24 protein-coding genes are annotated in these 26,965 nt (G+C 60.3%); 4 read left to right on the top strand and 20 right to left on the bottom strand.

Features of this window, described 5'->3' with window-relative positions; genetic code table 11:
• Window positions 1-88 precede the first annotated feature (88 nt).
• Window positions 89-1,213, top strand: coding sequence for a GlxA family transcriptional regulator (locus IVB23_RS27905; protein WP_247800758.1), 1,125 nt, complete (start codon window positions 89-91; stop codon window positions 1,211-1,213).
• A gap of 281 nt (window positions 1,214-1,494) precedes the next feature.
• Here IVB23_RS27905 and IVB23_RS27900 read toward each other — a convergent pair whose 3' ends face one another.
• Window positions 1,495-1,791 carry a hypothetical protein gene (locus tag IVB23_RS27900; RefSeq protein ID WP_247800757.1) on the bottom strand — a complete coding sequence of 99 codons (297 nt, stop codon included), beginning with the start codon at window positions 1,789-1,791 and terminating at the stop codon, window positions 1,495-1,497.
• A 366-nt stretch (window positions 1,792-2,157) separates the two neighbouring features.
• Between IVB23_RS27900 and IVB23_RS27895 the strand changes: the two genes are divergently transcribed.
• Window positions 2,158-3,021 carry a LysR family transcriptional regulator gene (locus IVB23_RS27895; protein ID WP_247800756.1) on the top strand — a complete coding sequence of 288 codons (864 nt, stop codon included), beginning with the start codon at window positions 2,158-2,160 and terminating at the stop codon, window positions 3,019-3,021.
• Between the two features lie 15 nt (window positions 3,022-3,036).
• On the opposite strand, the gene IVB23_RS27890 is transcribed toward IVB23_RS27895, so the two are convergent.
• The 7 genes from IVB23_RS27890 to IVB23_RS27860 all read right to left on the bottom strand — a co-directional run bounded on the left by IVB23_RS27890 (window position 3,037) and on the right by IVB23_RS27860 (window position 10,450).
• Window positions 3,037-4,089 carry a phenylacetaldoxime dehydratase family protein gene (locus IVB23_RS27890; RefSeq protein WP_247800755.1) on the bottom strand — a complete coding sequence of 351 codons (1,053 nt, stop codon included), beginning with the start codon at window positions 4,087-4,089 and terminating at the stop codon, window positions 3,037-3,039.
• A gap of 15 nt (window positions 4,090-4,104) precedes the next feature.
• Window positions 4,105-4,809, bottom strand: a complete 705-nt coding sequence (locus IVB23_RS27885; RefSeq protein ID WP_247800754.1) for an ABC transporter ATP-binding protein — start codon at window positions 4,807-4,809, stop codon at window positions 4,105-4,107.
• A gap of 29 nt (window positions 4,810-4,838) precedes the next feature.
• Window positions 4,839-5,618, bottom strand: a complete 780-nt coding sequence (locus IVB23_RS27880) for an ABC transporter ATP-binding protein (RefSeq protein WP_247800753.1) — start codon at window positions 5,616-5,618, stop codon at window positions 4,839-4,841.
• A complete protein-coding gene (locus IVB23_RS27875) occupies window positions 5,615-6,814 on the bottom strand; it encodes a branched-chain amino acid ABC transporter permease (protein ID WP_247800752.1) in 1,200 nt (399 codons plus the stop codon). The genes IVB23_RS27880 and IVB23_RS27875 overlap by 4 nt, the downstream gene beginning before the upstream one ends.
• A 1-nt stretch (window position 6,815) precedes the next feature.
• Entirely contained in the window at window positions 6,816-7,736 is a 921-nt protein-coding gene (locus IVB23_RS27870) for a branched-chain amino acid ABC transporter permease (RefSeq protein WP_247800751.1), read from the bottom strand.
• A 39-nt stretch (window positions 7,737-7,775) separates the two neighbouring features.
• The gene (locus IVB23_RS27865; RefSeq protein ID WP_247800750.1) at window positions 7,776-8,942 is read right to left on the bottom strand and encodes a branched-chain amino acid ABC transporter substrate-binding protein; all 1,167 of its coding nucleotides are present in this window, start codon (window positions 8,940-8,942) and stop codon (window positions 7,776-7,778) included.
• 398 nt (window positions 8,943-9,340) lie between these two features.
• The gene (locus IVB23_RS27860; RefSeq protein ID WP_247800749.1) at window positions 9,341-10,450 is read right to left on the bottom strand and encodes an MFS transporter; all 1,110 of its coding nucleotides are present in this window, start codon (window positions 10,448-10,450) and stop codon (window positions 9,341-9,343) included.
• On the opposite strand from IVB23_RS27860, the gene IVB23_RS27855 reads away from it, so the two are divergent.
• The gene (locus IVB23_RS27855) at window positions 10,440-11,405 is read left to right on the top strand and encodes a LysR family transcriptional regulator (RefSeq protein ID WP_247800748.1); all 966 of its coding nucleotides are present in this window, start codon (window positions 10,440-10,442) and stop codon (window positions 11,403-11,405) included. The two genes, IVB23_RS27860 and IVB23_RS27855, sit on opposite strands and share 11 nt — an antisense overlap.
• Here IVB23_RS27855 and IVB23_RS27850 read toward each other — a convergent pair.
• Window positions 11,371-12,258 (bottom strand): LysR family transcriptional regulator, encoded by an 888-nt coding sequence (locus IVB23_RS27850; RefSeq protein ID WP_247800747.1) that lies wholly within the window; start codon window positions 12,256-12,258, stop codon window positions 11,371-11,373. The genes IVB23_RS27855 and IVB23_RS27850 overlap by 35 nt on opposite strands.
• Window positions 12,259-12,364: 106 nt before the next feature.
• On the opposite strand from IVB23_RS27850, the gene IVB23_RS27845 reads away from it, so the two are divergent.
• Window positions 12,365-13,864, top strand: a complete 1,500-nt coding sequence (locus IVB23_RS27845; RefSeq protein WP_247800746.1) for a CoA-acylating methylmalonate-semialdehyde dehydrogenase — start codon at window positions 12,365-12,367, stop codon at window positions 13,862-13,864.
• A 220-nt stretch (window positions 13,865-14,084) separates the two neighbouring features.
• Here IVB23_RS27845 and IVB23_RS27840 read toward each other — a convergent pair whose 3' ends face one another.
• The 11 genes from IVB23_RS27840 to IVB23_RS27790 form a co-directional block, all read right to left on the bottom strand.
• A complete protein-coding gene (locus tag IVB23_RS27840) occupies window positions 14,085-15,071 on the bottom strand; it encodes a pyridoxamine 5'-phosphate oxidase family protein (RefSeq protein ID WP_247800745.1) in 987 nt (328 codons plus the stop codon).
• A 27-nt stretch (window positions 15,072-15,098) separates the two neighbouring features.
• On the bottom strand, window positions 15,099-15,710 hold the full coding sequence (locus IVB23_RS27835) for a glutathione S-transferase (protein WP_247804978.1): 612 nt from the start codon (window positions 15,708-15,710) through the stop codon (window positions 15,099-15,101).
• 614 nt (window positions 15,711-16,324) lie between these two features.
• Window positions 16,325-17,401, bottom strand: a complete 1,077-nt coding sequence (locus IVB23_RS27830) for a carbon-nitrogen hydrolase family protein (RefSeq protein ID WP_247800744.1) — start codon at window positions 17,399-17,401, stop codon at window positions 16,325-16,327.
• A gap of 92 nt (window positions 17,402-17,493) precedes the next feature.
• Entirely contained in the window at window positions 17,494-18,477 is a 984-nt protein-coding gene (locus tag IVB23_RS27825) for a molybdopterin-dependent oxidoreductase (RefSeq protein ID WP_247800743.1), read from the bottom strand.
• Between the two features lie 88 nt (window positions 18,478-18,565).
• Entirely contained in the window at window positions 18,566-19,459 is an 894-nt protein-coding gene (locus tag IVB23_RS27820) for a LysR family transcriptional regulator (protein WP_247804977.1), read from the bottom strand.
• A 188-nt stretch (window positions 19,460-19,647) separates the two neighbouring features.
• Window positions 19,648-20,448: an ABC transporter ATP-binding protein gene (locus IVB23_RS27815; protein WP_247800742.1), complete on the bottom strand. Its 801-nt coding sequence runs from the start codon at window positions 20,446-20,448 to the stop codon at window positions 19,648-19,650.
• A 4-nt stretch (window positions 20,449-20,452) separates the two neighbouring features.
• Window positions 20,453-21,301 (bottom strand): ABC transporter permease, encoded by an 849-nt coding sequence (locus IVB23_RS27810; protein ID WP_247800741.1) that lies wholly within the window; start codon window positions 21,299-21,301, stop codon window positions 20,453-20,455.
• On the bottom strand, window positions 21,301-22,482 hold the full coding sequence (locus IVB23_RS27805) for a CmpA/NrtA family ABC transporter substrate-binding protein (protein WP_247800740.1): 1,182 nt from the start codon (window positions 22,480-22,482) through the stop codon (window positions 21,301-21,303). The genes IVB23_RS27810 and IVB23_RS27805 overlap by 1 nt, the downstream gene beginning before the upstream one ends.
• 270 nt (window positions 22,483-22,752) lie before the next feature.
• On the bottom strand, window positions 22,753-24,318 hold the full coding sequence (locus tag IVB23_RS27800) for a sodium/solute symporter (RefSeq protein WP_247800739.1): 1,566 nt from the start codon (window positions 24,316-24,318) through the stop codon (window positions 22,753-22,755).
• 9 nt (window positions 24,319-24,327) lie between these two features.
• The gene (locus tag IVB23_RS27795; protein WP_247377020.1) at window positions 24,328-24,621 is read right to left on the bottom strand and encodes a DUF485 domain-containing protein; all 294 of its coding nucleotides are present in this window, start codon (window positions 24,619-24,621) and stop codon (window positions 24,328-24,330) included.
• A 530-nt stretch (window positions 24,622-25,151) separates the two neighbouring features.
• On the bottom strand, window positions 25,152-25,880 hold the full coding sequence (locus tag IVB23_RS27790) for a class I SAM-dependent methyltransferase (protein ID WP_247800738.1): 729 nt from the start codon (window positions 25,878-25,880) through the stop codon (window positions 25,152-25,154).
• Between the last annotated feature and the right edge of the window lie 1,085 nt (window positions 25,881-26,965).

Here is a 26,965-nt window from a genome sequence, read left to right as displayed (position 1 = left end):
CCCCGTGCCCCCAATTCTATTACATCTGGGATGTAGCAACTTGCCTGGCGGAGACCTGGCGAGCCCGCCATCGGGCAGAGGCCGATCTATGGGTGACGAACTCTTTGTCCGCGACACGCCTCGATCGCCGACTATCCGCAGCAGGATCGATGAGGCAGTTCGGACCTCCAGCCCTCGGGCCTTCACAGGTGCTCACGGGGTACCCGAACAAATTGTTCGCGTCGGGATTGTCGTCCTCAACGGCGCCAACGCCATCGACTTCATGGGACCAATCGACGCGTTCAATGAAGCCAGCCGATCATCAACGACGCCAATTTGCTACAAGATCGATCTGATCGCCGTGACCTCGGGCCCCATCGTGGGCTCTTCTGGTGTGCGCATGCTTTCCGACAAGGTCATCGGACCTGAGCTGGATACCTTCTACGATACGATCCTCGTCGCCGGCGGTCACGAACTTCAGGCCGCTGAGGACAATCAGCATCTGATCGATTGGCTCGTCCGAAGCGCGCCATCGGCGCGCCGGATCTGCGCGACCTGCACAGGTACGTCTGTCCTCGCGTCGGCCGGTTTGCTCAACCGCCGACGCGTCGCGACGCATCGCGACTACACCGGGCGGTTCGCGGCGATGTATCCAAAAGTTCACGTCGAGCCGGATCGTCTGTTCGTTCGTGACGGCCCATATTATACCGCAGTCGGCGGAATGGCCGGTGTCGACCTCTGCCTTTATCTCATCGAGAACGACTGTGGACGGCCGACATTTTTCGAAGTTGCAAGGATGCTCGTCGTCTTTCTGCGGCGGCCGGGCAATCAGCCGCAGATCAGCGAATTTCTCAAGGCGCAATCGATCCGAAACAGCCAGATCAGTCATGTCATGGATTGGGCTTTGACGAACCTTGCAGGGGATCTTTCGGTTGACGCGCTTGCCAAGCGCGCCGCCATGAGCCCTCGTAACTTCAGTCGCGCGTTCATGTACGAAATGGCGACGACTCCGGCCCGGTTTGTCGAAAAGGTTAGGGTCGAAGCCGCCCGCATCCTTCTGGAGACAACGGAGCTGTCCATCCAGCGAATTTCCCACCGAGTCGGGTTTGGCAGCCCGGCAAACATGCGCCGCGCGTTCGTTCGCGCGTTCCAGGCGCCGCCGGCGGAATACAGACATAACGCTGATCGTCCCACCGCGCCCGCCGAATACGCGACTGTGTCGGAAGCTGACTGATCCAGTAAGCACAATGGAGCATGGAAGACACGGTACAGCCGTGGAGGTGAGCCATCACGAGAAGCCTGGTTACGCTCTCGCTTATCCATCGCAGCAAACGTTGCCATCTGGCTATGAACCCTGCGGGCACCTGGAGATCGGCGGGCGCTGCCCGGAGCGGCTGCTGCTGGCCTATGTCTTCCTGCGACACGCATTTGAATCGGAATCCACATCGCGGTCAGGACAACCTCGCGCGGAAACTGATGCAGGAGTCGAGGATTTCGCGCAAAGTCAGTAGCGCATCAGAGAGTGCAACAACATCTTTTGGTGTGTTCTATGCATGGTTGCCATTGCCGCGGGAGTGGTCCGCAGATCAATTTGCCGTCGCGGCCCGCGGTCGCGGCATACTCGTAACCCCACGCATCGCATTCGCGGTTAGCGACGGCGCCCCCCGGAGCAAGCCGCATCTGAAGCTTCGCGGCTTTGGAAAAAACGTCCAGGAACACCCGGTAACGCTCAAGCGCCTGCAGGCGCCTCTCACGCAGAAGCTGTTCAAGCTTGCTGCTCTCGATCAGCCGCACCACCACCTCGCTCAGCATCGGAGCTACGAACCAGGCGGAGGCGTGCAGAAGGAGCTCGGTTTGAGCAATGTAGTCCGTCGGGACGTCCAATGTTCCGAGCCGGAAAGCGGGAGCAAGGCACTTCGAGTAGAAGGTTAGCGCAGGGGTCACCTGGACATCAGTGCCAGCAGAACAAGGGCGCAGTGATACGAGTTTAAGCAAGCATCGTTGCGAGCGCTCCGGTCCGCGGCGAAATATTACCAATTCAGATGACGGTCATCTCTTCTCTAGATGATTATGCGCGCCGCATCGTTCGCCAATGCGTCTTCCGCGCGGTCAAAATTATTCGTTAGGATGATGGGACATCATTCGAATTGCTGCTGCTGACTTCAAGAGTGGACTGGCATGGATCTCTCCGATCTCAAAGTGTTCGAGACAGTTGTGCGCGTTGGAAGTATGAGCCGTGCGGCAGCGGAACTAGGTACTGCTCAATCCGCTGTCACGACTCGTATCCGAGTGCTTGAGGGCAAGGTGGGCACTTCACTCTTCGAGCGCCACGCACGAGGCGTAACACCGACCGCGGCAGCTCGCAGGGTGCTCCCCTACGTTGCGAGGCTTTCAAAACTTGCTGCGGATGCCCGAGCTGCGGCATGGGATGATGGTGTGCCGAGGGGCACTCTGCTGATCGGAAGCCTCGAGACGACCATCGCGTTGCGATTGTCTCCGTTTCTGCCAAGATTTGCTAACGCGTGTCCCCACGCCCGGCTCGCAATCACGACCGGAAACACCACACGCTTGTTGAATGACGTCCTCGAGTATCGTCTCGACGGCGCGTTTGTCGCCGGCCCCGTCGATCACCCGGACCTGCATCAACGGCCTTTCTTCCACGAGGAGCTCGTGCTGGTAACGACCCCTTCGGTCCGGACAAAGGACCTGGCTGCCATCGGGCCCTTGAAGATGATCGTCTTTCAGATCGGCTGCTCTTACCGCACCCGTCTGGAGACGATGCTGATGGAAATGGGGATCACTCTGTCCGAGCCGCAAGAGCTTGGTTCTCTCGACGCCATCATCAGTTGCGTCTCAGCCGGCCTTGGCGTCACCTTGATGCCGAGAGGTGTCATTGCAGCTGCCGCCCGGGATGGCAGGGTCGCTGCGCATGCGTTGCCGCCTTCCCGGGCCGCCGTTGAGACGGTGTTCGTCTGGCGAAAGGATGTCTATGTGTCGAGCGCGATGACAGCCCTGTTCGATCTGATCGAATCGCGGCCATAACCCGAGCAGTCCAGCCTAGGACCGCCGCTCGCCTTCGAAGTAGTTCACCAGGCCCGTGCCTGGCGCGCAGTTGACATACTCGAAAAGCTGGTTGTTCTCCGGCAGCACGAAGACTTCATGCCAGGTTCTGAGCTGGTTCTTCGCGCCGAACTTGCGGTAACGGGCCATCGCGGCGCGGAAGATCGCGCCGTGCGACGGATGATGCTCAGCCCAGTTTTCCATGTGGCCAAGCGACAGAAAGTATCCGAGCGCATGAGTCTCGAGCTCGGGTGCGCCGCCGGCATCGCATGTTTGCTGGAATCGAAGCGAGCAGCAGCCCGTTGCCTCAGGACTTTCGCGCAAGAAGTCCATTCCGCGTTCGAGGGGAGCCCGCAGGTCGCGCATGTAATCTTCGGTTTGGTCGGGATCGCAGCGCCCCCAAAAGGCCGCCGACCGAATGACCGTGAGATTCTGGGGCGTAGCGATCCGCCACCGATTGGACCTGGTCTCGCGCGGCGTCGCCGATGGGAGCTCAGCCAGCGCCGACGGCAAGGGATCGACCGCGGCGAGTGGGATCCGGTCGCGCATCGCGCCGTAGTAGCCGCAATACGGTGTCGGGTACAGCGCCACTTCGTTAGAGCGACTCATTCCGGCTGGATAATCGTTCCAATACAGCGTCTCAAGGCGTTCGATCGGAACGGTCAAGCTCTCACGGAAGTAGCCCGTTGCCTCCGAACACCTCGCCGAATCGTTCCACCAATTTGCCACGCGACTATCTTCGAGCCAATCATCACGACGGGTCTGGTCAACCCAATAGCTCGCAACCACATGCGTATAGAGGCCGTTGTGATCGACGAACCACGCATGATCGTGCACGTGCGGGCCGTTCGGCAGGCTGACGGCCTCGGATATCCACGGGATGAAGCCGGACTTGTAGACGGCTTCCGCGTTCGGTCCCTGGATGCCGTGAAATGCAAGGCACAAAGCTCCGCATTTGCGTGGGAAACCGACGGACCAGCGCTGGACCACCGGCTCGAAACCCTTCGGTTTGCGCAGCGGATTGATCCGCTCCAATCCCTGATAATTCATCGCGAGCTCCGTTCCCTAGTGGATTCCAAAATATGCCTTGTGAAGCTCGGAATTCTCTTTCAAGATTTCGGCGCTTCCTTTGGCGACAACGAGTCCTTGTGCCAGCACGTAGCCGTAATCGGCCACGTCGAGGGTTTGACGCACGTTCTGCTCAATCAGCAGAACCGAAAGTCCGGCTGTCTTCAGTTGTCGCACGATTCCGAAAACCTCCGACACAAATAGCGGCGACAAGCCGAGCGAGGGCTCGTCGAAGATCACGAGCTCCGGATCGGCCATCAGCCCTCGCGCGATGGAGAGCATCGACCGCTCGCCGCCGGACAGTGTTCCCGCCAACTGGCTTCGCCGCTCCTTCAGACGCGGGAACACCTCGAACATCTCATCCATCCGCGCCGCAACGCGCCTGTCGTCACGCATGATCAATCCGCCGACCTTGAGGTTCTCAAGGACGCTCATGCGCGGCATCACGCGATTGCCTTCCGGGATCGTTGCGATCCCGAGAGCCGCGATCTTGTGCGTAGGCATATTGGTTGTCGCCACATGTCCAAAGCGTACCTCGCCTTTCCGAACACGGGTCAACCCGAGGATGGCCCGGATCAACGTGCTCTTGCCGGCGCCGTTGGCTCCCAGGATGGCCGTTACCGTACCGGGCCTGACCTCGATGGTCACGTTCTTCAGAACGTCGGCGCGATCGTAGCCGGCGTTGATCGCATTGACCGACAATGTCCGCGCCGCGGTTCGTCGCACGCTGATCATTGACCTCTCCCGAGATAAGCCGCCTGCACTTCGGGGTCGGCTATCAAGCCGTCAAAACTGCCTTCGAAGACTTTCCGCCCGAAATTGAGTGCGATGCAGCGATCGGAGACACGCCGGATGACGTCCATTTCGTGCTCCACCAGGACCACGGCCAGATCCGGCATCTCGGACCTGAATGCGAGGAGATCGTCCATGAGTTCGCGCGTCTCGTCGGGGGTCATACCGGCGGAGGGCTCATCCAGCAACAGCAGGCGCGGCCTGCCGATCAGCGCCCGGCAGATCTCGATCCGCCGACGGTCGATCATCGGGAAAGAGCTCACAGGCTGGAACAGCCGGTCGGCAATCGCGGCGTTGAAGCGGGATGCGATCTCGCGTGCGCGATTGACCGTCTCCCGCAGCTCTCGGCCCCACCGCGCGCGGCGAAACAGATTCGTCAAAAGACCGAGATCGCAACGGCAGAGGGCTCCGACCGCAATATTGTCGAACACGCTCTGATCGAGCATCAGCCTCGATCGCTGAAACGTTCGCGCGACACCGGCACGACCGATCATCTGCGGCGCACAGCCAAACAGGTCGTGGCCATCCAGCCGGATCGATCCCGCGCTCGGGTCGTAAAGTCCGGTGATGACGTTGAAGAATGTCGTCTTCCCCGATCCGTTGGGCCCGACCAGCCCGATCGTCTCGCCGCGGCCGATTTCGACGTCGAAACGGTCGAGCGCGACCAGCCCGCCGAATGTCTTGGTGAGACCGGCACACTGCAACAGAGTGCTGCTCATTTTGGCGCTCCGTCGATGAAGCGCGACAGGTCCCTCACCGGACGAGGCAGGATGCCGCCCGGGCGGAACAGCAAGATAACGAGCACGAGCAAGGCGAACAGCAATAGGCGGAATTCCTGGATCGATTGCAGTTTTTCCGGCACTTCAAGGATGATCAAGGCGGCTATGACCGAGCCCCACAAATTGCCGATTCCGCCCAGCACCACGATTGAGAGCATCAGCAGGGAGTCCCCGAGGCCCGCGCCGTTCGGTGTCACGAACCCATTCATCATCCCGTAGAGCGCTCCAGCCATGCCGATGATGGCATTGCCGAGGACAAAGCCGACGACCTTCCACAGCCGGATCGACAGGCCGAACACCGCCGCGGCGGTCTCATCGCTGCGGACAACGTCCAGGGCGATGCCGACCCACGAGTTTTCCAGGCGACGGACGAGGATGAACACGAGGCCGAACATGCAGACCGAGACCGTTGCATAGGGCAGATAGAACGACACGCTCCATGGACCAATCTGGTTGAGCCGTGCGAAATCCAGCCCCATGATCGAGAAGCTTCCGATCTTCAGGCCCTGGGGGCCGCCGAGGACGTCGTTGACCTCGAGCCAGGTCCGCAGCAGCACGCCGAAGGCGATCGTCACGAGCGCCGCATAGTGCCCGCGCGTGCGCAGCACCGGCAGCAACAGCACGAGGCCTATTGCACCCGTCACAAGCGCGCCGATCAGCGGCGCAAATGCGTGCGGAACGGTGGTGTATGCACTCACTACGGCGGCCGTATATGATCCCGTGACGAAGAAGGCCGCACCTGCGAAGTTGGCGATGCCGGCGAATGCGAGCTGCAAGTTGAGCGCGATGCAGGCAGTCGAGAAGATTGCCACGGTTGCCAGCATCAGAAGCGCGTAGTGATCGGCGTGAAACAGGACAATCAGGATCAACGCACACAGCAATGCCGTTCCATTGGCAACACCTCGATAGTCGCCGCAGGTCGCGGCGATCTCCCGGCCCATCTGCGTTCGATCCGCCACTCCAAACGCCAGAATGAAGGCCGCGAGCAAGGCGAGAACTACGGGCTGGGATTCGGCGTGCATCATCACGCCGCCGCCGGAAAACAGAAGCGCCACCACAGCTGCGACGAGGGCGCGCGGATGACGACGAATCCGCGGGACGGAGAGCGAGGGAGCCGGGCTTGAAAGGCTGCTCATGTCACACCCGGTCGCTGCGCTGTTCTGCAATCATTCCTGTCGGGAACAACCCAATCAGGATGATGATGACGGCAAAGGCCGCCACATCGCGATAAGCGCTCGAGATCGGCATCGCCACCACCACCAGCGTCTGCACGCCGGCGAATAGAAATCCCCCGATGATCGGCCCGATCAGGCTTCCAAGACCGCCCACGACAGCCGAGGCGAATCCGATGATGCCGAGCAGAACGCCCATGTTGAAGTTGATCTCGCGGTAATACAGCCCGAGCATGCAGCCGGCAAAAGCGGCGAGCCCCGATCCCAATGCGAAGGTCCCCAGCACCACGCGCCGCTGGTCGATGCCTGCGAGGCGTGCAACCTCGTCATCTTGGGCCACGGCGCGGATCGAGAGCCCGAACCGGGTGCGGGTCACCAACAGATGCGTTCCCACCACCAGCAGCAGTCCGGCGCACACGATGATCACACTGTCGATACCCACACTGAAGGAACCGGCCTTGATCATGCCGCTCGGCAACAAAGCCGGAAACGGTTTCGGGTTTCCGCCGTTGGGCACGCCAAGCCGGATGGCCTCGCGCAGCACGGTGCCGGCCATCAAGGTCGCGAGCAGCACATTGATGCTGGGGGCGCCGCGCAAGGGGATCACAAGAACCCTCCCGATCACGACGCCCGCGAGCGCCCCGGCGCCGACCGCAGCCGACAAACCGGCGAGCAAGACCAGCGCAGGGGGCAGCGCAAAGAGAGCGCCCGAAAGGCCGGCGGCTCCCAAGGCTGAGAAACTTCCGAGCGTCACGACGTCACCGTGCGAGAACTTGATGACGTCGAGCACCCCAAAGAACAGCGAAAATCCAACGGCGATCATTGAGTAGATCACGCCCAGCATGAGGCCGTTGAATACCTGCTGCGCTACGATTCCGAGGTCCATCAATGTCTCCGCGCGCTAGGGCGACCCATGACGTCTTGGTCAGTTGAGGCGGAGTTTTCGTTTGCCGGCGGAATATTCGCTATCCGACCAGTAGACCCATTTACCATCCTGGGCGACATAGACGTTGGCCCTCAGGATGTTCTGCCTGTGGTCGTCGAAATTGATCTCGCCGACCAGCGACTTGTATCCCTTGGTCGTGTTGAGCAGGTCCTTGACCTTGGCCCGGTCGGGGCCAACCTTCTCGATCGCATCCATGATCAGATTGGCGGCAGAGTAGGCGAAGGGGCCATAGGCGTCCGGGTCCTCGCGAAAGCCCGCCTTGGCGTATGCGTCGAGAAACGCTTGGCCCTGCTCATATTTGCTGATGGGAGCGCCGTTGTGGAAGGAAATCGTTCCTTCCGCTGCGGCACCTGCGCCTTCCAGGAAGCCCGCGTTCATGATGCCGGAGACGCCCGCAAGCTGGGCGGTGACTCCGACCCGATCCATTTGAGCCCGCAATCGCACGCCAAGCGGCGTCAGGCCGCCCACCATGATCAGATCCGGCTTGAGCTCCTTGATCTTGGTGAGTTCAGCCGTGAAGTCCTGCTGATCCGGGCTGACCGGAAAAGTCGCGACGATCTCGCCGCCAGCCAACTTGAGATATTCGCCGAAATATTTGTTCTGTCCCTTGCCGTAGTCGGTGGTGTCGTGAACGACAACGTATTTCAGGAATCCCTGCTTGGTGAGGAACTCCGCTGCGAGCTTGCCTTCATTGATCATCGTCCCATTGACGCGATGAATTTCGTGGTAGTCGTTGCCATAGGTGATCTCGGGCAGGATGGCGCCCCACACCACGACCGGCAATCCGAACCGGGCATAGGTATCAACCGTCGCGATGCCTACGGCCGAGCAATAGTGGGTCACACCGGCAATGATGCTACGATCCGATGCAGCCTTGGTTGCGACCTGGATGCCGATATTCGGCTTGCATTCGTCATCGAAGGTGACGAGCTCGTAAGTATACTTTGCCGCGGGGTCGGCGTTTCGCAATTGCACGGCCAATTGCGTGGAGTTGCGGCCCCCGATGCCGGGAGCTGAATTCCCACCCGACAATGGTCCAATAAACGCAAGCTTTACGGTCTCCTTGGCCAAGACCGGAACTGTTCCGGTCGCTCCTGCGACCAGCGCGCCGCATGTCAGCAGCAACAATTTAGTTATCAGCTTCATTGGAAATGCCCTCCCTCGCTCACAAAACTGTATCCATCCCGGGCAGGCGAGGCAGTGCGAATCTTCGCAAACGGGCGTGCGCAACAGAGCACGAGCAGGTGCACCGGCGTTGGTCGCCTACAATCGAAACAGATTGCTGCTGCTTTGAGCATCGGGCTGCCTTCGACGAAGCAGATGCGGGTCTCAAAAAAACACCCCGTTGCAATCAGCAACGGGGTGACTGCGTCGCAGGACATCTGCGACAAGTCGAGGGAGGAATTGTTCGCAGTCACGACAGCCAGGGGCTCATCGCAGACGTCGAACGAATCCCTCATACCATCTTCGCGGCAAATTCCCGCCGGGTGTTCGTGCAAAGGGTCTTGCACGAACACCTCGATGGCAGTTGGCGGCTTCCCGGCTCATGCGGTCTGGCGGCCGGCTGCCGGTGTCGTGCCGAATTCACTTGAAAGGTCGACTGCGACAGCCTTGGGCAGGCAAAGGATATTGACCGCCGCCGTCATGAGTGCGATCGCGATCGGATAGATCAGGCCGGCGTAGATGTTGCCAGTGTAGCTGACGAGCGAGAGGCTGATCAGCGGAACGAAGCCGCCGAATATCCCAGTGCCGATGTGATAGGGAAGCGACAGCGAGGTATATCGCAGCCGCGCCGGAAAGAGCTCGACGAGAAACGCGGCATTCGGTCCATAGACCAGCGCTACGAAGATGAGTTGCGCCAGGATAAGCGCCGTGACGACCACGTAATTGTGCGCAGCCGTGGCGCTCGCAATCCCCATGTAGATGGGAACGTAGAGCGCGGCGGCGAGCAGCAGTCCGGTGACGATCAGCGGACGCCGTCCGATACGGTCTGACAAGGCCCCGCTCACGACGATCAGCGGCGTGCCGATGGCTAGAGCAACGGCGACGCAGACATTCGCCGTCAGGAAGTCCACCTTGAGAACGCTCTGCAGGAAATACAGTGCGTAGAATTGCCCGGTGTACCACACGCATCCCAGACCCGCCGTCGCGCCGAAGAGAGCATAGAGCGCATAACCCAATCCTTGTCTCGTGCCGAAACTTTCGCGAACCGGCGCGCGCGAGACCGTGCCGGCCTGGCGCATCTGCGCGAAAACAGGCGACTCGCTGAGCTTGAGGCGAAGATAGATCGAAATCACGACGAGAAGTGCAGACAGCAAGAACGGGATACGCCATCCCCAAGCACGGAATGCTTCCTCCCCGAGCGATAGCCGACACGCCAGCACGACCAGAATTGCAACAAAGAAGCCCAAGGTGGCTGTGGTCTGGATGAAGCTAGTGAAGAAGCCTCGACGGTTTGCCGGTGCATGCTCAGCCACATAGATGGCAGCGCCACCGTACTCGCCGCCGATGGCCAAGCCCTGTACCAATCGGAGCACGACCAGCGCGACAGGTGCGGCAAAGCCGATACTTGCATATGTCGGCAAAAGACCGACCGCGGTTGTCGCAATCCCCATTAAAATAAGAGTCAGCAGAAACGTGTGCTTGCGTCCCAATCGGTCGCCGGACAGTACGGATCTGAATTTCTTTTCCGCGGTCGCCTTGGCCGGCGGAATCGGCCCCGCCGCCCACGATCTCCACACCGTCCAATCGAACGTGACCCAGCGAATTCGAGCGCTGGAGAACCAGCTCGGCGTCCAACTTTTTCATCGATCCAAGAAAGGCGTCACGCTCACATCGATGGGCAGCAGGCTGCTCCCCTACGCCAAGCGGATCAGCGATCTGTTGGCCGAGGCGCATTGCGCAGTGAAGGACGAGGCGTGGCCGGGCGGCGAACTGCGCATTGGGTCGATGGAGACGACGGCGGCGTTACGCCTACCACCGTTGCTCACCCATTACGGCATCGCTTATCCCGATGTTGACGTCCAAATCGAGACGGGCCCGACCGCAGCGCTGGTTAACAGCGTATTGGCTCGGAAGCTTGATGGAGCTTTTGTCTCTGCACCGGTCACGCACGGTGAACTGACCTGCACACCGGTCGTGGAGGAGGAGCTGGTGCTGATCACGCCGCCGATGGTGACGTCTCCCCAACACCTCGGCAAATTCCTGGCTTCGGGAAGCGGCCGGAAGGTGATCGTGTTTCGCGCCGGTTGCTCCTATCGACAGCGTCTGTCGGAGTATCTTGCGCATCGTGGTTTCGTCGACCTGCGCTGGATGGAAATGGGAACGCTCGACGGAATCATCGGTTGTGTGGCGGCTTCGGTCGGGCTGTCGTTGGTGCCGCGCGTCGTCGCTGATTCTGCCGAACGACAGGGCTTGATCCACCTGCATTCTTTGCCGAACGGGACCGGCAGGGCCACCACGGTTTTCGTTCATCGCAAGGACGCATTCGTGTCCTCCGCGCTGCGGGCGTTCATGGAATGCGCCGGATCGGGAACAATCCAAACAGCCCCGCCTGAGAAACCGGCAGTGGCGCTCAAGCAGCCTCGAAAGACGACCTCGCCGCCTTGACTGAGGCCACGATGAAGCGATGCACTTCCGCAACGCGCCGCGTTTCGTGCGTATCGGGATGTGACGTCAGCCAGTAATTCCGCACGAAGCGGATGTCGGGAAGCAGACGCCGCAATTCGGGATAGCGCTGGGCCACGTAATCATGAAGGATTCCGACGCCGTGTCCACCGCGAACAGCCTCCATCTGCGCAACGACGCTGCCGCATTCATAGCGTCGCGACATGAGCCGGCCGAGCACCGATGCATAGTCCAATGCCCTGCTGTAGACGAAATCCTCGACCTGGGTGACGAACAGGCGGCCGGCAAGATCGGCCTGCGTCTTGATGGGACCCGCGCGCGCCAGATAAGCATCAGCAGCATAGACACTGAGCGTATAGTCGGTGAGCTTGGACAGGATCAGCTTGCCCTGCTTGGGCCGGTCCAGCGTGATCGCAACGTCAGCCTCGCGCCTTGACAATGAGAACGTGCGCGGAAGTGGCACGAGCTGAATGACAAGGCCCGGGTGCTTCGCGGCCAGCGCGCCCAGCCGATCGGCCAGGAAGTAGTTGCCAAGCCCGTCCGGCGCCCCTACGCGCACCGTTCCGGTGAGGGCCTCGGCGGCGCCTCCAATGCTCGATCCCACTTTGAGGAATTCGCTCTCTGCGCGTTCGGCAGCCGCGACAAGGGCCTCGCCCGCCGCCGTCAGCGTGCAGCCTGAAGTGTGTCGTTCGAGCAGTTTGGCATTCAAGCCACTCTCAAGCGCCGTCAGTTGCCGGGCGACCGTTGCATGGTTCAGCCGTAGGCTTTTCGAGGCCTTCAGAATCTGGCCGGCACGCGCCACCTCCAGGAATATCCGAACGCGCTCCCAATCCATTGACTACACTTTCTGCACAACGGAGCCGCGAATTCGGCCGTTGATGCCGCATTTTTATGCGCTGCATATCTGGCTCGATCAAGCATCAAGTTAGGGAGAGCAGCCAATGCCCGTGACTATTCTGAACTTCATCAATGGCGAGTTAGTGCCGAGCCGGGGCCCTCGCACCGCGCCGGTTTACAATCCCGCGACCGGCGAGCAATCGGCAACGCTCGGACTTGCCACGACGCAAGACGTGCGGTCGGCCGCCGCAGCGGCCCGCAAGGCCTTTCCGGCCTGGGCGAACACACCGCCACTGCGGCGTGCGCGTATTCTCAATCGTTTCCTGCGGATCATGGAGGATCGTATCGATGAACTTGCCCAAGTGATCACCGCCGAACACGGCAAGGTGCTCTCGGACGCGAAGGGCGAGATCCAACGCGGCATGGAGGTGGTGGAGTTCGCGACCGGCGCGCCGCAACTGCTCAAGGGAGAGATCAGCGAGAATGTCGGTACCCGTGTCGACAGCCATTCGCTGCGTCAACCGCTCGGGGTCGTCGCTGGCATCACGCCATTCAATTTCCCGGCGATGGTCCCGATGTGGATGTTCCCGGTTGCGCTGGCCTGCGGCAATACGTTTATCCTCAAGCCGTCAGAGCGCGATCCCTCGGCCTCGCTTGTGCTTGCGCAGTGGCTGAAGGAGGCCGGGCTGCCCGACGGCGTGTTCAACGTCGTGCATGGCGACAAGGAGGCGGTGGACGCCATTCTAACCGATCCGGATATCGTCGCGGTCAGCTTCGTCGGCTCGACGCCGATTGCGCGATACATCTATGAGACGGCGACCAGCCACGGCAAGCGCTGCCAGGCGCTGGGCGGCGCCAAGAACCACATGATCGTGATGCCTGACGCCGACATGGACCAGGCGGTCGACGCTCTCATGGGCGCGGCTTATGGCTCCGCCGGCGAGCGCTGCATGGCAATCTCGGTAGCCGTTCCGATCGGAGACACGACCGCCGACCGTCTGATCGAAAAGCTGGCGCCCAAGGTCCGCGCGCTTAACATTGGTCCCGGCACCGACCCCGATGCCGAGATGGGCCCGCTGGTGACGAAGCAGCACCTCGACAAGGTCCGAGGCTATATTGACGCCGGCGTTGACGAAGGCGCGAAGCTGATTGTGGACGGGCGCGATTTCCATCGCCAGGGCTACGAGAAGGGCTACTTCATCGGCGGCAGCCTGTTTGATGGCGTGACCACGGACATGAAGATCTATCGCGAAGAGATCTTCGGACCGGTGCTCGTGGTAGCTCGGGCCAAGTCCTATGACGATGCGGCCGACATGATCAACCAGCACGAGTTCGGCAACGGCACTGCAATCTTCACCAGGGACGGCGATGCGGCGCGTGAGTTCGCGCATCAGATCCAGGTCGGCATGGTGGGCATCAACGTACCGATCCCGGTGCCGATGGCATTCCATTCGTTCGGCGGATGGAAAGCCTCTCTGTTCGGCGACCATCACATGCATGGCCCCGAGGGCGTTCGCTTCTATACCAAGCTGAAAACGATCACGACCCGTTGGCCGACCGGCATCCGGGCAGGCGCCGAGTTCGTGATGCCGACGATGTCCTGATCTTCTCCAAATGGAAGGCCGTGGCGGCTCCACGGCCTTCTCAACTCGCCAGTTGGCGTGGCCCTAATGGTGAACTCTGGCAATCGCCGCCAGAGAGGTGAATTCGGCCGATCAATCCGTGAATATCGCCCTAGAATCGTCGGACTGGGCTCAGATTGGCCCTGTCGATCTCCATCGGCGGCTCGAGGCTGTCATGCTCGCTCTCCTCAGCTCCATTGGGTCACTGGGAACGCTCACTTCTCGGCCAAGCTCCCGTGGTGAGCGCCCTCGGAGAGTATTCGACCACCTCTCCGATGAGAGGGATCGCCGCAGCCCGCACTCTCCGGCCAGCTGTGACATGAAGCCGCCAGGCGCGCTCGGCACCCTCGAAGCCCTGAATCGATGGATCATTCCAGAGCAACTCGATCGTCCCCTGCAGCACTAGGACATCGCCGATGACAAAGTCGACAAAAAGCAGTCCCGCCCTGGGATTGGACACAAAATTGCCGAGCGTGTTGAAAAAAGAATTACCCGCAAAGTCCGGAACGGTGATCTGGTTTCCCGCCACGTCAATGAAGCCCGGCTTGCCGCCGCGGTGAGAGATATCGCAATCGAACGATGATCCGTCATCTGAAGGCGCACATGAGGCGACGAAGAAGGTCGCCGACTGGCGGATCAGCTCTCGTGCCGCATCGTCCAAGACGTCGAACGCCTCCACCTCGCCGGGACCGACTTGCTCCAGTGGAGCGGATCGTGCCGAGCTGATATGGCGCGTGTGGATGTATTGAGGGCAATTGCCAAAGCTCTGCACGACCGCCATCTCGAAACCTGTCTCGTCGACAGCGATCAGCGTTCCGTTCATGCGGTTTCGCCGGCGATTGGTCAGGTCTATGCCCAGCACGCCCAAGCTGGCGCTCACGGAAAGATTCGTTCCGAGCTGGTCGAAGGTCTTCGGTAACGATTCGATGCGCAGCCGTCCTGGATTCGGCGAAGAGACGAATCCGGGCGGGCCAAACAGGATCGAAGGGACCGGCCAGCCCGTTCGGTCCGACGAGCCGACAAGGAGGTATTCGAGTCCTGCGAAGAACGCGCGGTGCTGATCGGGCATCCACGTGCGGATGGAGGCTTTCCCGCGGTCGCTCACTCTGTCGGCAACGCCGACGCGTCGCTGCACGTCGATCTCGCCCTGATGAAAAGGAGACGAGCTCCGTTCGGAAAGACTGGCCATGACCGCACCTCGAAGAAGGTTTGCTGATCAGCTCGCAGGCGCGCTTGGCATCCGCTGAAAATTCGGAAGAGCTTCCAGTCGCCCCAGCCAGGCGACAATGTTCGAATAGGACGACAGTTCAATGCCTCCCTCGGGAGCGGCCCGCGTGTAGCTGTAGCAGGCGAGATCAGCCACGGTCGGATGCGTTGCTGCGAGAAATTCGTGCTTCGCAAGATGACCATCCATAACGCTGAACAGAGTGTTCGCGATCTCTACCGCTTGCCGGCCATCGACGGGCAATTTGAACACCTTTCCCAGCCGAGCTGTCGCTGGTCCATATGCGAGCTGTCCTGCCGCCACGGACAGCCAACGTTGCACGGCAGCCGCACTCACGGGATCTTCCGGAAGCCACGTCTCGGTATTGTCGTAGCGCTTGGCCAGATAGATCAGGATTGCGTTGGAGTCGGCAACGACGGTGCCGTCATCGTCGATGACAGGTATCTGCCCGAACGGATTCGTCGCCAGATAGGCCGGCGTCTTTCGCTCGGCAGGCGGCGTCGGAATCAACTCGTAGGGGAGCGATAGAAGCCCGAGCAAGAGCTCGACCCGGTGGCTGTGTCCCGACAATTTGCCGCCATAGAGCTTGATCGTAGCTGACATTTCCAACTCGCTTTCGCTATTCAAAGGTTGTCCCGGTCCTTATCATTTTCCATTCGGGCGATAATCGAATGTTCCGTCAATTTACTATTGCGGTTTTCGCAATGATCCAGACGAGCAAATTGACTGGCCGATCGAGGTGTTGAACTGCCGGCCTCCGTTACCCTGTCCAGGGCGTTGCCCTTCTATCCTCTGAACTCCCCGACGTAGCGCTCGCGCAACACGTTCTTCTGAATCTCTCCCCATGGTATTCCGGGGCAGCTCGCTCACGCAGAAATCGCGGTTCGGCAGCTTGTAGGCAGCCAGCCGCCCCTTCAGCACCGCGACAATGTCGGTTTCCCGAGCAGCGCCTCCTGCCGTCGGGACGGCGACCGCGACAGCTCCCTCGCCGAAATCAGGATGCGGCAGTCCGACGAGCGCGCTTTCAAGCACATCTGGATTCAGGTCGATCTCGATTTCGACCTCCTCGGATGAACGTTGTAATCGCCCGAAATGATCACATCCTTCGCGCGACGACCTTCAAGGGGAGCCGATGGCGGAACACTCGACTTCGATCGGTCACTGCCTCCAACAGCTCGCTGAGAAAGCGCTTTATCTCGGCCCCCTTGATAGATCACTCAGTCCGCAACTGCCCGCTCGAGCTCGGCCGCTCTGGGTCTGACCGTCTCGCGCTGCGACGACTGGACCGGCCGTTCGTCCCCCTCGCCTGCCTCCATGTCGATAAAGACGGCCGGCTCGCGCTGCGACCGGTCAATCGTCAGCGAAAACACATCGAAGCGATTGTAGTAGCCGACGACATCGTGAAATTGCTTCGGTTCGACGCACTGCGCGACGTCAATATCGGCATATGCGACACCTTCGCTGTCTGAGAGGACGTCGCTGATAATCTGCCCGGTCGGATCGAGGATCATCGATACAGCATTCGGTGTGCCCTCGATCAGATCTAGCATGGCGGGGTTCGCCTGTCCGAGCGCATCCTTCATACCCACATCCATGCAGGCGGACGAAACGATGTTGAAGCATTTGGCTTCAAACGAATGAGCTCCAGCCCGGATCTCAATGGCCCTGCGTAGGTCATAGCCCCCCTTCTCCTTGGAGGGACGCGTCGGCCAGATCGGCGGGTAGGTCGAAATATGAACTTGCTCGCCCTGCGCCATCAATGAATAGCGGGCAAGTGGATTCGTATTCTCACCACAAATCAGCATGCCAATGCGGCCGATAGGGGTCTGCGCGACGCGCAATCCGCGCGCATCTCCGGCAGCCCAGACCAGCTTCTCGTAAAAGGTCGGAACGAGCTTGCGATGATGATTGAGGATTGATCCATCTTGGCCGATCAAAAGATTGGAGTTCCAGATGCAGCCAAGGCTGGCAACCGTTCCTTCCGTAAAACCGATAGAGACTACGACGTTGTGGCGCTTGGCCGCCATCCTGACCTTCGTCAATTCCGGGCTGTCGAGCCGCAATGCCTGGGCCGACAACGCTCTGAAGAAATCATGAGACATGATCGGCGCCTGCAGCGCCGCCCACACGGGAAAACCGGGAATGAACGATTCCGGGAAAGCAACGAGCGAGGCGCCGTTGCGTGCCGCCTCGGCGATGAGGTCGCAGGCCTTGTCTGCACTTTTGGCCGCGTCGAGGAAAACTGAAGATGTGTGGCACGCGGCAGCTTTGAAGCGTGGCAAATTCGACGGCATTTGAGACGATCCTCTCGGTTTCTGGCACCACAGATTAGTCTTTCGCCGGCGGGTGGCGAATGCGGAAAATCTGCACGAGCGGTTGCGCGTCTTCAGACGACCGCGACCGGTACGCGATAGATCGCGTTGCGCCGGCCGCCAGCCGGCTGACTTTCGCCCGATCGCGAGGTCGCCCGAGACAGGAGACCGCAGCATCCTTCTTTTACAATCCAATCACAGATGAACTTGGTCCAGGATCGTCCCGACACCTTCTCCAACCGGCATTCCTGCCAGCTCCGTCCTTCATCAGCGCTCAGTTCGACCGCCGCGATTCCGTCGTCACCCCAGGCCCATCCCCACACTTGCAAAACCTCGTCACGCCTGAGCTGACTATTTGGCTTTGGCGCCACGATGACCGATTGGGGCGCGATTGCCCACACCGGCTGGGTCGAGCCGTCCGGCGCGAGATCGTTGTACCATGTCGTGGTGAAGACGCCCGGAGCCCGGTCCGAGCGCAATTCGATCTTGCGGAGCCATTTGACGCTGTTCGTGCCGTAGAAGCCCGGGACCACCAACCGCAATGGATAGCCGTGCTCAGGAAGCAACGGCGCTCCGTTCATCTCGTAGGCGAGCAAGACGTCGTCGGATATTCGGGAGAGCGGCAGATCCTTGACGTAATGTCCGCACGCGATGCCTCCGAAATCGCCGGAGTCCGCCCCCTGTAACCAAAGGAAAGTTGCGTTCCTCGCCACGCCCGCCGATCCTAGCACATGATCCAGACGAACGCCCGCCCAGCGCACGTTGCAGACCCGCTGCGTGGGCTTGTCGGGCGCCAGCGGGCTGCCTGCACATTGATGCACCGACACCACCTCGGTCTTTGGAAAGGACTTGAGCTGACCGACGGAGAAGCTCGCGGGCGTCTCGACCAGGCCGGCGATTTCCAGCGTCCAATCGTCCCCATGAGCGACATCAAGAACACCGAGATGGCACAACACGATGCAGCCTTCGACTGGCGTGATGCGGTCGGTCAGCAGATGCGGTTCAGAAGGAATTCGGCCGAAGAAGCCGCGCACCTTGTACGTATAGTGGTCAGCCATCGCAGCGCTCCCTCGCGCCGGCATTCTAGTACATCCCGAGAGGACGCCGAGCGTAAGAAACTCTGCAGATACACTTGCGCGTATTCGATCACTCGAAGTCGTTCAGATACGCCCTGTCCGCCTTGAAGATCTCATGAAGGAACCGCAGCAGCGTACGCACCCTGCCCATATATTCGATATCCTCATGGACAGAAATGTATAGCGATCGCGTGACCACCACATCTTTCATGAGCCATACAAGGCGAGGATCCTTTTTTGCGGAAAAGAAGGGCAGAAGGCCGATGCCACGCCCGACAGCGATCGCATTCTGCTGGGCCGCCATGCTGGTCGATCGAAAGACGACGCTCTCCGGCACCAGGACGTCATGCAGCCATTGCACCGGCTGGATAGCCACGAGATCGTCGACATAATCAATGAAATCGTGACGCTTCAATTCTTCCATGGTGTCCGGCGTCCCCCGTTCCACGATGTACCTGGACGATGCAAACAGCCCAAGCTTGAACTCGCCAGCTTTTTTGACCGAAAGTTTGGGGCCTACGAGGGGAACGAAGCTGATGCAGACATCCGCCTCGCGTTTGGTCAGATTGATCAGATGCCTTTCGGTGACAAGCTCCACGACAACGCCCGGGTGCTTCTCATTGAATTGGACCAACTTCTCTGCAAGGTAGAAGGCGGCAATACCCTCCATGCTCGTCAGCCGGACGCGACCAGTGGGCTCGGTTGGCGTGGCGCGGAAATCTTCCGATATCACCAGGGCAGCGCCCTCAATTTTCTCGGCCTCCTGGTAGAGCTTGTGCCCGTCCTCCGTCAGCACGAACCCGTTCGGCTTGCGGTCGAAAATCTTGATACCAAGATCCCGCTCAAGCTCTGAAATGCGCCGGCTGACCGTCGTGTGGTCGACCTTGAGGCGCCGCGCGGCCGGCATCAACCGCCCCTGCCGGGCGAGTTCAAGGAAGAATTTCAGGTCGTTCCAGTCGAACATTCGCTCCTGCGTGCCAATCCGGAAGAGGCCAACGACGAAAATCCGACGGTGGGTGACCGCCCCGCGCCCGATCAAACAATCTTCTACGGCGGCTTTCAAGACGCCTGAAACCGATTTCCATATTTTAGGGGTCCTGAGGCCGCGGGTCGCAACCTGCTTTTGCGGATCGAGGCGCAGGACCTCGGCCGCTACCGCTCTCCCATTCCCTGCGGCACGCAGTCTCGCGTGTAGAGATACTCGAGAATTTCCTTTCTGTACTGCAGGCTCCCGGCGTGGGTCGCCAGTTTGAGCCGGTCCCGCGGTCGCAAGGTGTCGATCTCCCAGATCCGGCCGATTCGCGCCGCCGGTCCGTTTGAGAGCGCGACAATGCGATCGCTCAGGAAGATCGCTTCGTCTATGTCGTGCGTGACCATTACAACGGTGGTCCGGGTCTTTTCCACGATGCGAACCAGTTCGTCCTGAAGGCTCGACTTGGTCAGCGCATCGAGCGCGCCGAACGGCTCGTCCAGCAGCAGCACCTTAGGCTCGACCGCAAAAGCGCGAGCGATGCCCACCCGCTGCTTCATTCCACCTGACACCTCGAATGGATATTTGTTGATGGCATGCTCCAGGTGAACAAGCTTCAGTGCCTGCTCCGAGCGATCCTTCAATTCGGATGCTGCGGCACCCTTGAAGGCCTGTTTGACCGCAAGGCGAACGTTTTCGAAGCAAGTCATCCAGGGCAATAGAGCATGGCTCTGAAAGACCATTGCGCGCTCCGGCCCCGGGCCCGCAATCGTCGTCCCGGCGCAGCGTATTGCACCCTTTGTAGGCGCCAGAAGGCCAGCAACAATGTTTAGCAACGTGCTTTTGCCGCAGCCTGAATGGCCGATCAAGCAGACAAACTCGCTGTTCTCGATAGCGAGCGAGATTCTATCCAGGGCCAGAAGCCCCTTGCCAGAACGGTCAACAAACGACATTGAGACATCGTTGATCTCAAGATCCGCCATCGTCCTATTCCCGGAAACTGAGGCTTTCGCCTATTCGCTTGAGCAAAATATCTAGCGCCAACCCAATGCCGCCGACCAGAACGATGGCGACGATCATGCTTGCGATCTGAAGGTTATTCCATTCGTTCCAGATGAAGTACCCGATGCCGCTCTGCGCGCCGACCATCTCGGCGGCCACAATGACGAACCAGGCAATACCGATCGAGATCCTCATTCCCGACAGGATCATGGGTACACTGGCGGGAAAGACGACGCGCGTGACATGCTCTAGTCGGGGTAGGCCGAATACGCGCGAGACGTTCAGCCATTCGGCCCGCACGGAAGCTGTCCCGGTTGCCGTGCTGATCAACATCGGCCAGACCGCACAGATGAAGATGATGAAGATCGTTGAGACGGTGCTGTCGCGGAACGTATAGAGCGCGAGCGGCATCCACGCGAGTGGCGATACCGGCCGCAGGATCTGAATGAAAGGATCCAACGCGCGATGGCAAGCAGGCCATAGACCGAGCACGAAGCCTAGGGGCACCGCGACGAGAAAGGCCAGCGTAAAGCCCAGTGCTACGCGGCCCATGGAATAGGCCAGATGCCATGCGATGCCGAGATTGTTGGGATTGTCGTGATCGAAGGCGTGTGTGATCAGATCCCGGCCGCGGAGCGCGACCGTCCACGGTGAGGGGATCGCACCCGCCTGCTGACCCGGCGCGCTCTGGCCGGCAAGGCGGGCATATTCGGCGTCGGTGGCGCTAACACCTCCCGATGAACCGGCGGTGAACCAGCCCCAGACGCTTACAAACACGATGAAGATCGCGACCGAGGATACCCAGGGCTGCTGCAGCCGGCGTGACACCTCCATCAGCCCCCCTTCCGGACCGAAGCCAGGTAGTCCTGCGGCTTATTGGAATCGAATTCGATCCCGAGAATCCTTTCGGTGCCGAAGCCGACCGCTGGCGGCGTCACGCCCTGCTCGCGCATGATCCGCGCGGCATCGGTCGCCAGCATCACCTTTTCGGCGAGCACCTTATAGTCGACGTCCTCCTTTAGCATGTTCCAGCGCCGGAGCTGGGTCATCAGCCAGACTGCCGCCGAATATTGCGGAAACGGCTGATAATCAACCCGCCGCGGATCTTTCCGGATGGTGCCAAGGCCGTCGGCATACGTGCCGCTCAAAACCTGTTCGAGGACAATTTCGGGAGCATTGAGATATTGCGGCTCCGACAACACCTTCGCCATGCCGACCCGGTTCTCCGGCTTCGAGACATGAAGACTGGACGCGATGATGGCGCGGTAGAACGCCATGAAGGTGTTGGGATTCTGCTGGATCCAGCTTTCAGCGGCGGTGACGGAGCAACAGGGATGTCCATCCCAGATATCCTTCGAGATCAGATGAATGAAGCCAGCGCCTTCGTAGACCGCGCGCTGACCGCCCGGCTCGCCGCCGAAAAAGCCATCGATGCTTCCGACGCGAAGGCTCGCCACGTATTCGGTCGGAGGTACGATGCGGTATTTGACATCTTGGTCCGGATCGAGCCCGGCGGCAGCCAAATAGTTGCGGAGCTGCAGGGTCTGGTGACTTTGCTCGAACGGGACCGCGAACGTGAAGCCCTTCCAGTTCTTGGGATCCCGATTGTCCTTGTGCTTGTTGGCCAGGACGAGAGAGTTGCCGTTCTGGTTCAAGATGGTCAGCACCTTGATCGACTGGACGTTACCGCCGAGGCCGGCCGTCATCGTCAGGGGGACCGGCATCACCTGCTGCGAGACGTCCAGCTCGCCGTTGAGCATCTTGTCGCGGATTAGCGCGATGCCAGCAATCTTCTGCAGGCTGACGTCCAGGCCTTCCTTGCTGTAGCTGCCGAGCTTTTCGCCGTAGATCAGCGGAACGGCGCAGGTGATCGGGAGGAAGCCAACAGCCAGTTTGGTTTTCTCGAGAGGCTTTCGCTCCTGAGCAATTGCCGTCAAGGTGTCGATTGGCAGGATGCTGGAGAGAGCGCCGATGATCGCCCCGGCGCCGACGGTGCGAAGCAGTTCCCGTCGCAAGATAGGCTGCGGGAAAAGGCCATGCAGAAGTGCCTGCTGGACGTTTTGGGACACGGCCTCTTCGACAGTCGGCTGCGCGGGAGCATGCGCTCCGCAACTGCATAGGTTGCCGATGAAGCGATGGTGATGTGAGGCGTCGCGCATGTCTGTCCCCCCTGGTCAAAATGTTCGGCTCAAAAATCGCAACATTGACGCTCGAATGGCCTACAGCGAAATTCTGCAGGAGCATCTGCAATCCCGCGCATGCCATTCGGAACTGCCAGCTCTGGCTCACTCCGCCGATTGCGGCATCGTCCTTGAGCGCCCGAACAGGATGCGATGCTGCATCTCGTCGAAGCGGCCATCGGCGTTCTTTTCCCGCGTCAGCAACGACACCGCGATCGCCACGGCGAACGACAGCGGCATGCTGATGATGGCCGGGTTACGCAGCGACACGAACCACCAGGCGCCGCTCACCTGCGCCAGCGGCTTGCCGAGCACGTCGACCTGGATCGTCGGAGACAGCGCAATGAGCACCAGCGAGCTCAGCGTGCCGATCATGATGCTAGCGACGGCCGCTGGCGTCGTGAAACGACGCCAGATGATGGCGAGGACCAGCGATGGAAAATTGGCGGCGCAGGCGATGGAGAAGGCGAGCCCGGCCATGAAGGCCACGTTCTGGCCTTCGAAGGTGATACCGAGCACGATCGCCAGCACCGAGATCGCAATCGTGGCGATCCGCGCCACTCTGAGCTGCTCAGCCTCCGACGCCGTACCGTGGCGAACGACGTTGGTCCAGATGTCATGGCACAACGTAGCCACGCCGGAGAGCGTCAGGCCTGCCACCACCGCCAGCATGGTGGCAAACGCAACCGCGCAGATGAAACCGAAGAAAGCGTCGCCGCCAACCGCGAGGGCGAGCAGAGGTGCAGCCATATTGCCCCCACCGCCGGCTTTCGTCACCGCCTCCGGGCCGACCAGCACCATGGCACCAAAGCCGATGATGAACACCATTAGGTGGAAGAAGCCGATCAGCCCGGTGGCATAAAGTATCGATAGTCGAGCGGCCTTGGAGTCCCGCACCGTGTATACCCGCATCAGTACGTGCGGCATCGCCGCGGTGCCGAACATCAGCCCGAGGCCGAGGGAGATCGCGTCCCATTGCCCCGAAACCACCCTCGAACCGGGCTGCAGCACTCTTGTGCCGTACTTATCTGCCGCTGCTGCGAACAGCTTGAGTGGGTTCATGTCGAAATGCATCAGGACCAGGACTGCCAGGATTACACCGCCGGCGAGCAGCAGCGCCGCCTTCACCACCTGCACCCAGGTGGTGGCGAGCATGCCGCCGAACAGCACATAGATGAGCATGGCAGCACCGACCAAAGCCACCGACCAAGTGTAGGGCAGGCCGAACAGCAACTTGATCAACGATCCGGTCGCGACCATCTGGGCGATGAGGTAGAACAGGATCACCGCCAGCGTACCGATCGCCGCGGCGAGCCGCACCGGCTTTTGGCTGAGCCGATAGGCGACCACGTCCGCGAACGTGAATTTGCCGACATTGCGCAGTGGCTCGACGATCAGAAAGAGGATGATCGGCCAACCCACCAGCCATCCAATCGAGTAGATCATGCCATCGAAGCCATTCGAGGTGACAATGCCGGCAATGCCGAGCAGCGCGGCCGCGCTGAGGAAGTCGCCGGCGAGCGCCCAGCCATTCTGCCAGGCAGTGATCTCGCCGCCCGCGGCAAAGAAGTGCTCCGTAGTACGGGTGCGCCGCGCCGCCCAGTAAGTGATCAGGAGCGTCAGGACCATAAATGCGAAGAAGAAGCCGATCGAGAGCGAGTTGTTGGCCATCGCGAGGTCCTAACGTTCGAGGTCACGAAGGCTGGGATCAAATACCCGGTTGGCCCACAGCACATAGATCAGGCAGAGCAGGAACGATGAAATGATGACGAGAGGGCCGAGCACGATGCAAAGCGAGAGTCCGGGCGCAAGCACAGTCCCCAAAAGCGGCTTGTCGAACGCGAACAATGCCATGAAGCCGAAATAGATCGTGATCATCGTCGCACAAAGCAGCAGCGCGATCCTGAGGCGCCTCCGCGCGAGCGTGACAGAACGAGGCGCGACGCCGGAATTGACGGAAGTCTGCGCGTCCATCCACCCCCCAGAAGGTCTTGATATCCACTACCAGGCAGCTTCCGCCGAGCCGTAAGCAAAGGGAACCACGAAATTTTGCAATGTGCCGTGCGGATTTGCAGCCTCCGGAGAGGATGCAGTCTCGCTGGCAGCGTAGTGCTTGGCCGACCATTCGACCGTTTCTAGGCGTGTCGCCGACGCCAGGGTACGGGCACCGCATTGGCGGCTCCCCGCCGCGGTCCAGGCCAATTATTGCAACTTCGGGTTCGAGAGGGGGCGAACGCCGGTCGCAGCTTGACAGTCGGAACTGAGCGAGACTCCATGCACGCAAGGTCCATGTTGTTCGGATGAGCGGCCTTGCTGGGAGCGGCTGACGGCGGAAAAGTGAACTGTCCACGTCAGACGGCCGCTACCAGCAAATGTCAGCGTCGGTGGTTGCGAGCCCCTGATCTACTGTGGCCCCCTTCGCATGTCCGCCCTGGCGCGCCATCTTATGATCGAGCGCTTGGTGCCGTCCGATGCGCCCGTACATCAGATAGAAAGCCGATATGCTACCGCTTTGCGGATATGAGAAGCATCATCGGCCTCTCGATTTCCTCCTCCAAAGCGGGGTTTTCTCTGATCTGATCCAGCGATGGCGCGAACTCTTCAACGGCTTTAATTTCAAACCCGGCTTGGATCAGTGCGTTCAGGGTCGTGCCAATGGTCCGATGATATTTGACCACTCCTTTTACAAACCAGTCGGTCTGGCGCTCGCCCTCAACAGAGTAACGGTTCACGGGCCAGGTCTTGCGACCGTCCTCATCTTCGGTCCATCGCGGATAGGTGGCCGCCATGAAAATCGGATGTTCGATGGTAAAGACGAAATCGGCTCCGGGGACGAGCGATCGATGAACCATGCGAGCGAGCCGTTCGAAGTCGCGAACGTAGTGGAATGTCAGGGCGCTATAAGCGAGATCGAACGTCGCTTCGGGCAACTCAAGTGTTTCGAGATCGGCCATTTGGTACGTGATCGCGTCCTCGCGCGTGAACTCTTGCGCACGGGAGATCATGTTCTCGGACAGGTCGATTCCGAGGACTGACGCGGCACCCTGTTCGCGCATCCAGCGGGAAGCCCAGCCGAAGCCGCAACCAAGGTCGACGATCCGTTTGCCGGCCAGGCTAGGAAGCAGAGCGCGTATCGCCGGCCATTCGGGCGCGCCGGACAGCCCCTGAACTTGTCTGGGAAGCTGACAATAGCCAGAAAAGAAGTCGGGATTGTCGTAGATATTTTGTGCCATGATGGACTCCATCGAAGATGATGGGACGAGGCACAGGTCATGCGAAAAGCCTCGTCCACGAAGGGCGCGAGGCTCGGTATCGTTCCGCTGTCGATATTAAAGCGGTCGACATCCCGGCATCCCGCCTATTGGGATGCCGGGGAACAGGGAGACAATATGAGTATCCTTCTCGACCATGCAGAAATGATATTATCCCGTGCTGTCGGCGTCAACGCCGCATTTGCCGTTGCTTCCATTGGCCTCAAATCGACTCGGAAATGGCGCCGCGCCTGCGACGGCTCTCCTAACGAGGTTTGCCGACCAGCGCCGGTGAGGTCGCGTTTTGCAACGTTAGCCCCCTGTCTCAATAATGGCGACAAATGCGAACGCCGTACGTCGGCTGTATCGTGATCGCTGGAAGCGGGCGGATCTTTCGGCGGCGATCTCGATCTGTGTGCACGAGCACTGCGCGCGAGCAATTGACGGGTCGACTGCGACGTATGATCGGCAGCTAATATCTTGTGATCGAGCGTTTCACCAGCATCGATACGCTGGTGATTGCCATTGGCGCGGCGCTGGACGGGCCTGCTCTACACCGCTGACATTGCAGTGGCGGTCGATGATGCCCGCGGTCTGCATTCGGCAACGGCGCTGAGCCCGACGGCCGATGGCGGCCAACACTTGGTTCGCATTACGCGTGCTTAGCATACGACGTGCGCAGGAGCTGTCCTGTTCAACCGCCACCTCGCAGATTGAGCTGGAACGGGTCGAGCAATCCGCACTTATCTTGCTCCTGAGAGCCGCAGGCTAGATAGGTGAATGTAGCTCACCCATGCTTGCAAAGTTCTCATTTGTCGAAGAGTTCTGCGACAACGCAGACTAGCCCCAAAATCAGAGCTTAATAGCGTTTTTGGGGGAGGATGCATGCTTCAAGGAAGCCAAATCGCGTTCATTCGGGAAGCCCAGTCTGGCTGATCCAGACCTGGCCGAAAGACGCTGAGTGGCAATTCTCGCCATAGATGACTCGATTTGCCCGCGACGTCGGATCTGCCCGTGCGTGCTCGCGCCGCGGGGCGATATCCGCACCTGCTGATCAGCCAAAAGTC

The sequence above is a fragment of the Bradyrhizobium sp. 191 genome (assembly GCF_023100985.1).
Lineage (GTDB): Bacteria > Pseudomonadota > Alphaproteobacteria > Rhizobiales > Xanthobacteraceae > Bradyrhizobium > Bradyrhizobium diversitatis.
The sequence above is the reverse complement of the archived record's forward strand: the minus strand, read 5'-3'. Positions and strand labels throughout refer to the sequence as shown.

Excerpts from the sequence above, each read along its gene's own strand:
- IVB23_RS27905 (WP_247800758.1), top strand. The coding sequence starts at position 89 with ATGGGTGACGAACTCTTTGTCCGCGACACGCCTCGATCGCCGACTATC.
- IVB23_RS27900 (WP_247800757.1), bottom strand. The coding sequence starts at position 1,791 with ATGCTGAGCGAGGTGGTGGTGCGGCTGATCGAGAGCAGCAAGCTTGAA.
- IVB23_RS27895 (WP_247800756.1), top strand. The coding sequence starts at position 2,158 with ATGGATCTCTCCGATCTCAAAGTGTTCGAGACAGTTGTGCGCGTTGGA.
- IVB23_RS27890 (WP_247800755.1), bottom strand. The coding sequence starts at position 4,089 with ATGAATTATCAGGGATTGGAGCGGATCAATCCGCTGCGCAAACCGAAG.
- IVB23_RS27880 (WP_247800753.1), bottom strand. The coding sequence starts at position 5,618 with ATGAGCAGCACTCTGTTGCAGTGTGCCGGTCTCACCAAGACATTCGGC.
- IVB23_RS27875 (WP_247800752.1), bottom strand. The coding sequence starts at position 6,814 with ATGAGCAGCCTTTCAAGCCCGGCTCCCTCGCTCTCCGTCCCGCGGATT.
- IVB23_RS27870 (WP_247800751.1), bottom strand. The coding sequence starts at position 7,736 with ATGGACCTCGGAATCGTAGCGCAGCAGGTATTCAACGGCCTCATGCTG.
- IVB23_RS27865 (WP_247800750.1), bottom strand. The coding sequence starts at position 8,942 with ATGAAGCTGATAACTAAATTGTTGCTGCTGACATGCGGCGCGCTGGTC.
- IVB23_RS27850 (WP_247800747.1), bottom strand. The coding sequence starts at position 12,258 with ATGGATTGGGAGCGCGTTCGGATATTCCTGGAGGTGGCGCGTGCCGGC.
- IVB23_RS27845 (WP_247800746.1), top strand. The coding sequence starts at position 12,365 with ATGCCCGTGACTATTCTGAACTTCATCAATGGCGAGTTAGTGCCGAGC.
- IVB23_RS27840 (WP_247800745.1), bottom strand. The coding sequence starts at position 15,071 with ATGGCCAGTCTTTCCGAACGGAGCTCGTCTCCTTTTCATCAGGGCGAG.
- IVB23_RS27835 (WP_247804978.1), bottom strand. The coding sequence starts at position 15,710 with ATGTCAGCTACGATCAAGCTCTATGGCGGCAAATTGTCGGGACACAGC.
- IVB23_RS27830 (WP_247800744.1), bottom strand. The coding sequence starts at position 17,401 with ATGCCGTCGAATTTGCCACGCTTCAAAGCTGCCGCGTGCCACACATCT.
- IVB23_RS27825 (WP_247800743.1), bottom strand. The coding sequence starts at position 18,477 with ATGGCTGACCACTATACGTACAAGGTGCGCGGCTTCTTCGGCCGAATT.
- IVB23_RS27820 (WP_247804977.1), bottom strand. The coding sequence starts at position 19,459 with ATGTTCGACTGGAACGACCTGAAATTCTTCCTTGAACTCGCCCGGCAG.
- IVB23_RS27815 (WP_247800742.1), bottom strand. The coding sequence starts at position 20,448 with ATGGCGGATCTTGAGATCAACGATGTCTCAATGTCGTTTGTTGACCGT.
- IVB23_RS27810 (WP_247800741.1), bottom strand. The coding sequence starts at position 21,301 with ATGGAGGTGTCACGCCGGCTGCAGCAGCCCTGGGTATCCTCGGTCGCG.
- IVB23_RS27800 (WP_247800739.1), bottom strand. The coding sequence starts at position 24,318 with ATGGCCAACAACTCGCTCTCGATCGGCTTCTTCTTCGCATTTATGGTC.
- IVB23_RS27795 (WP_247377020.1), bottom strand. The coding sequence starts at position 24,621 with ATGGACGCGCAGACTTCCGTCAATTCCGGCGTCGCGCCTCGTTCTGTC.
- IVB23_RS27790 (WP_247800738.1), bottom strand. The coding sequence starts at position 25,880 with ATGGCACAAAATATCTACGACAATCCCGACTTCTTTTCTGGCTATTGT.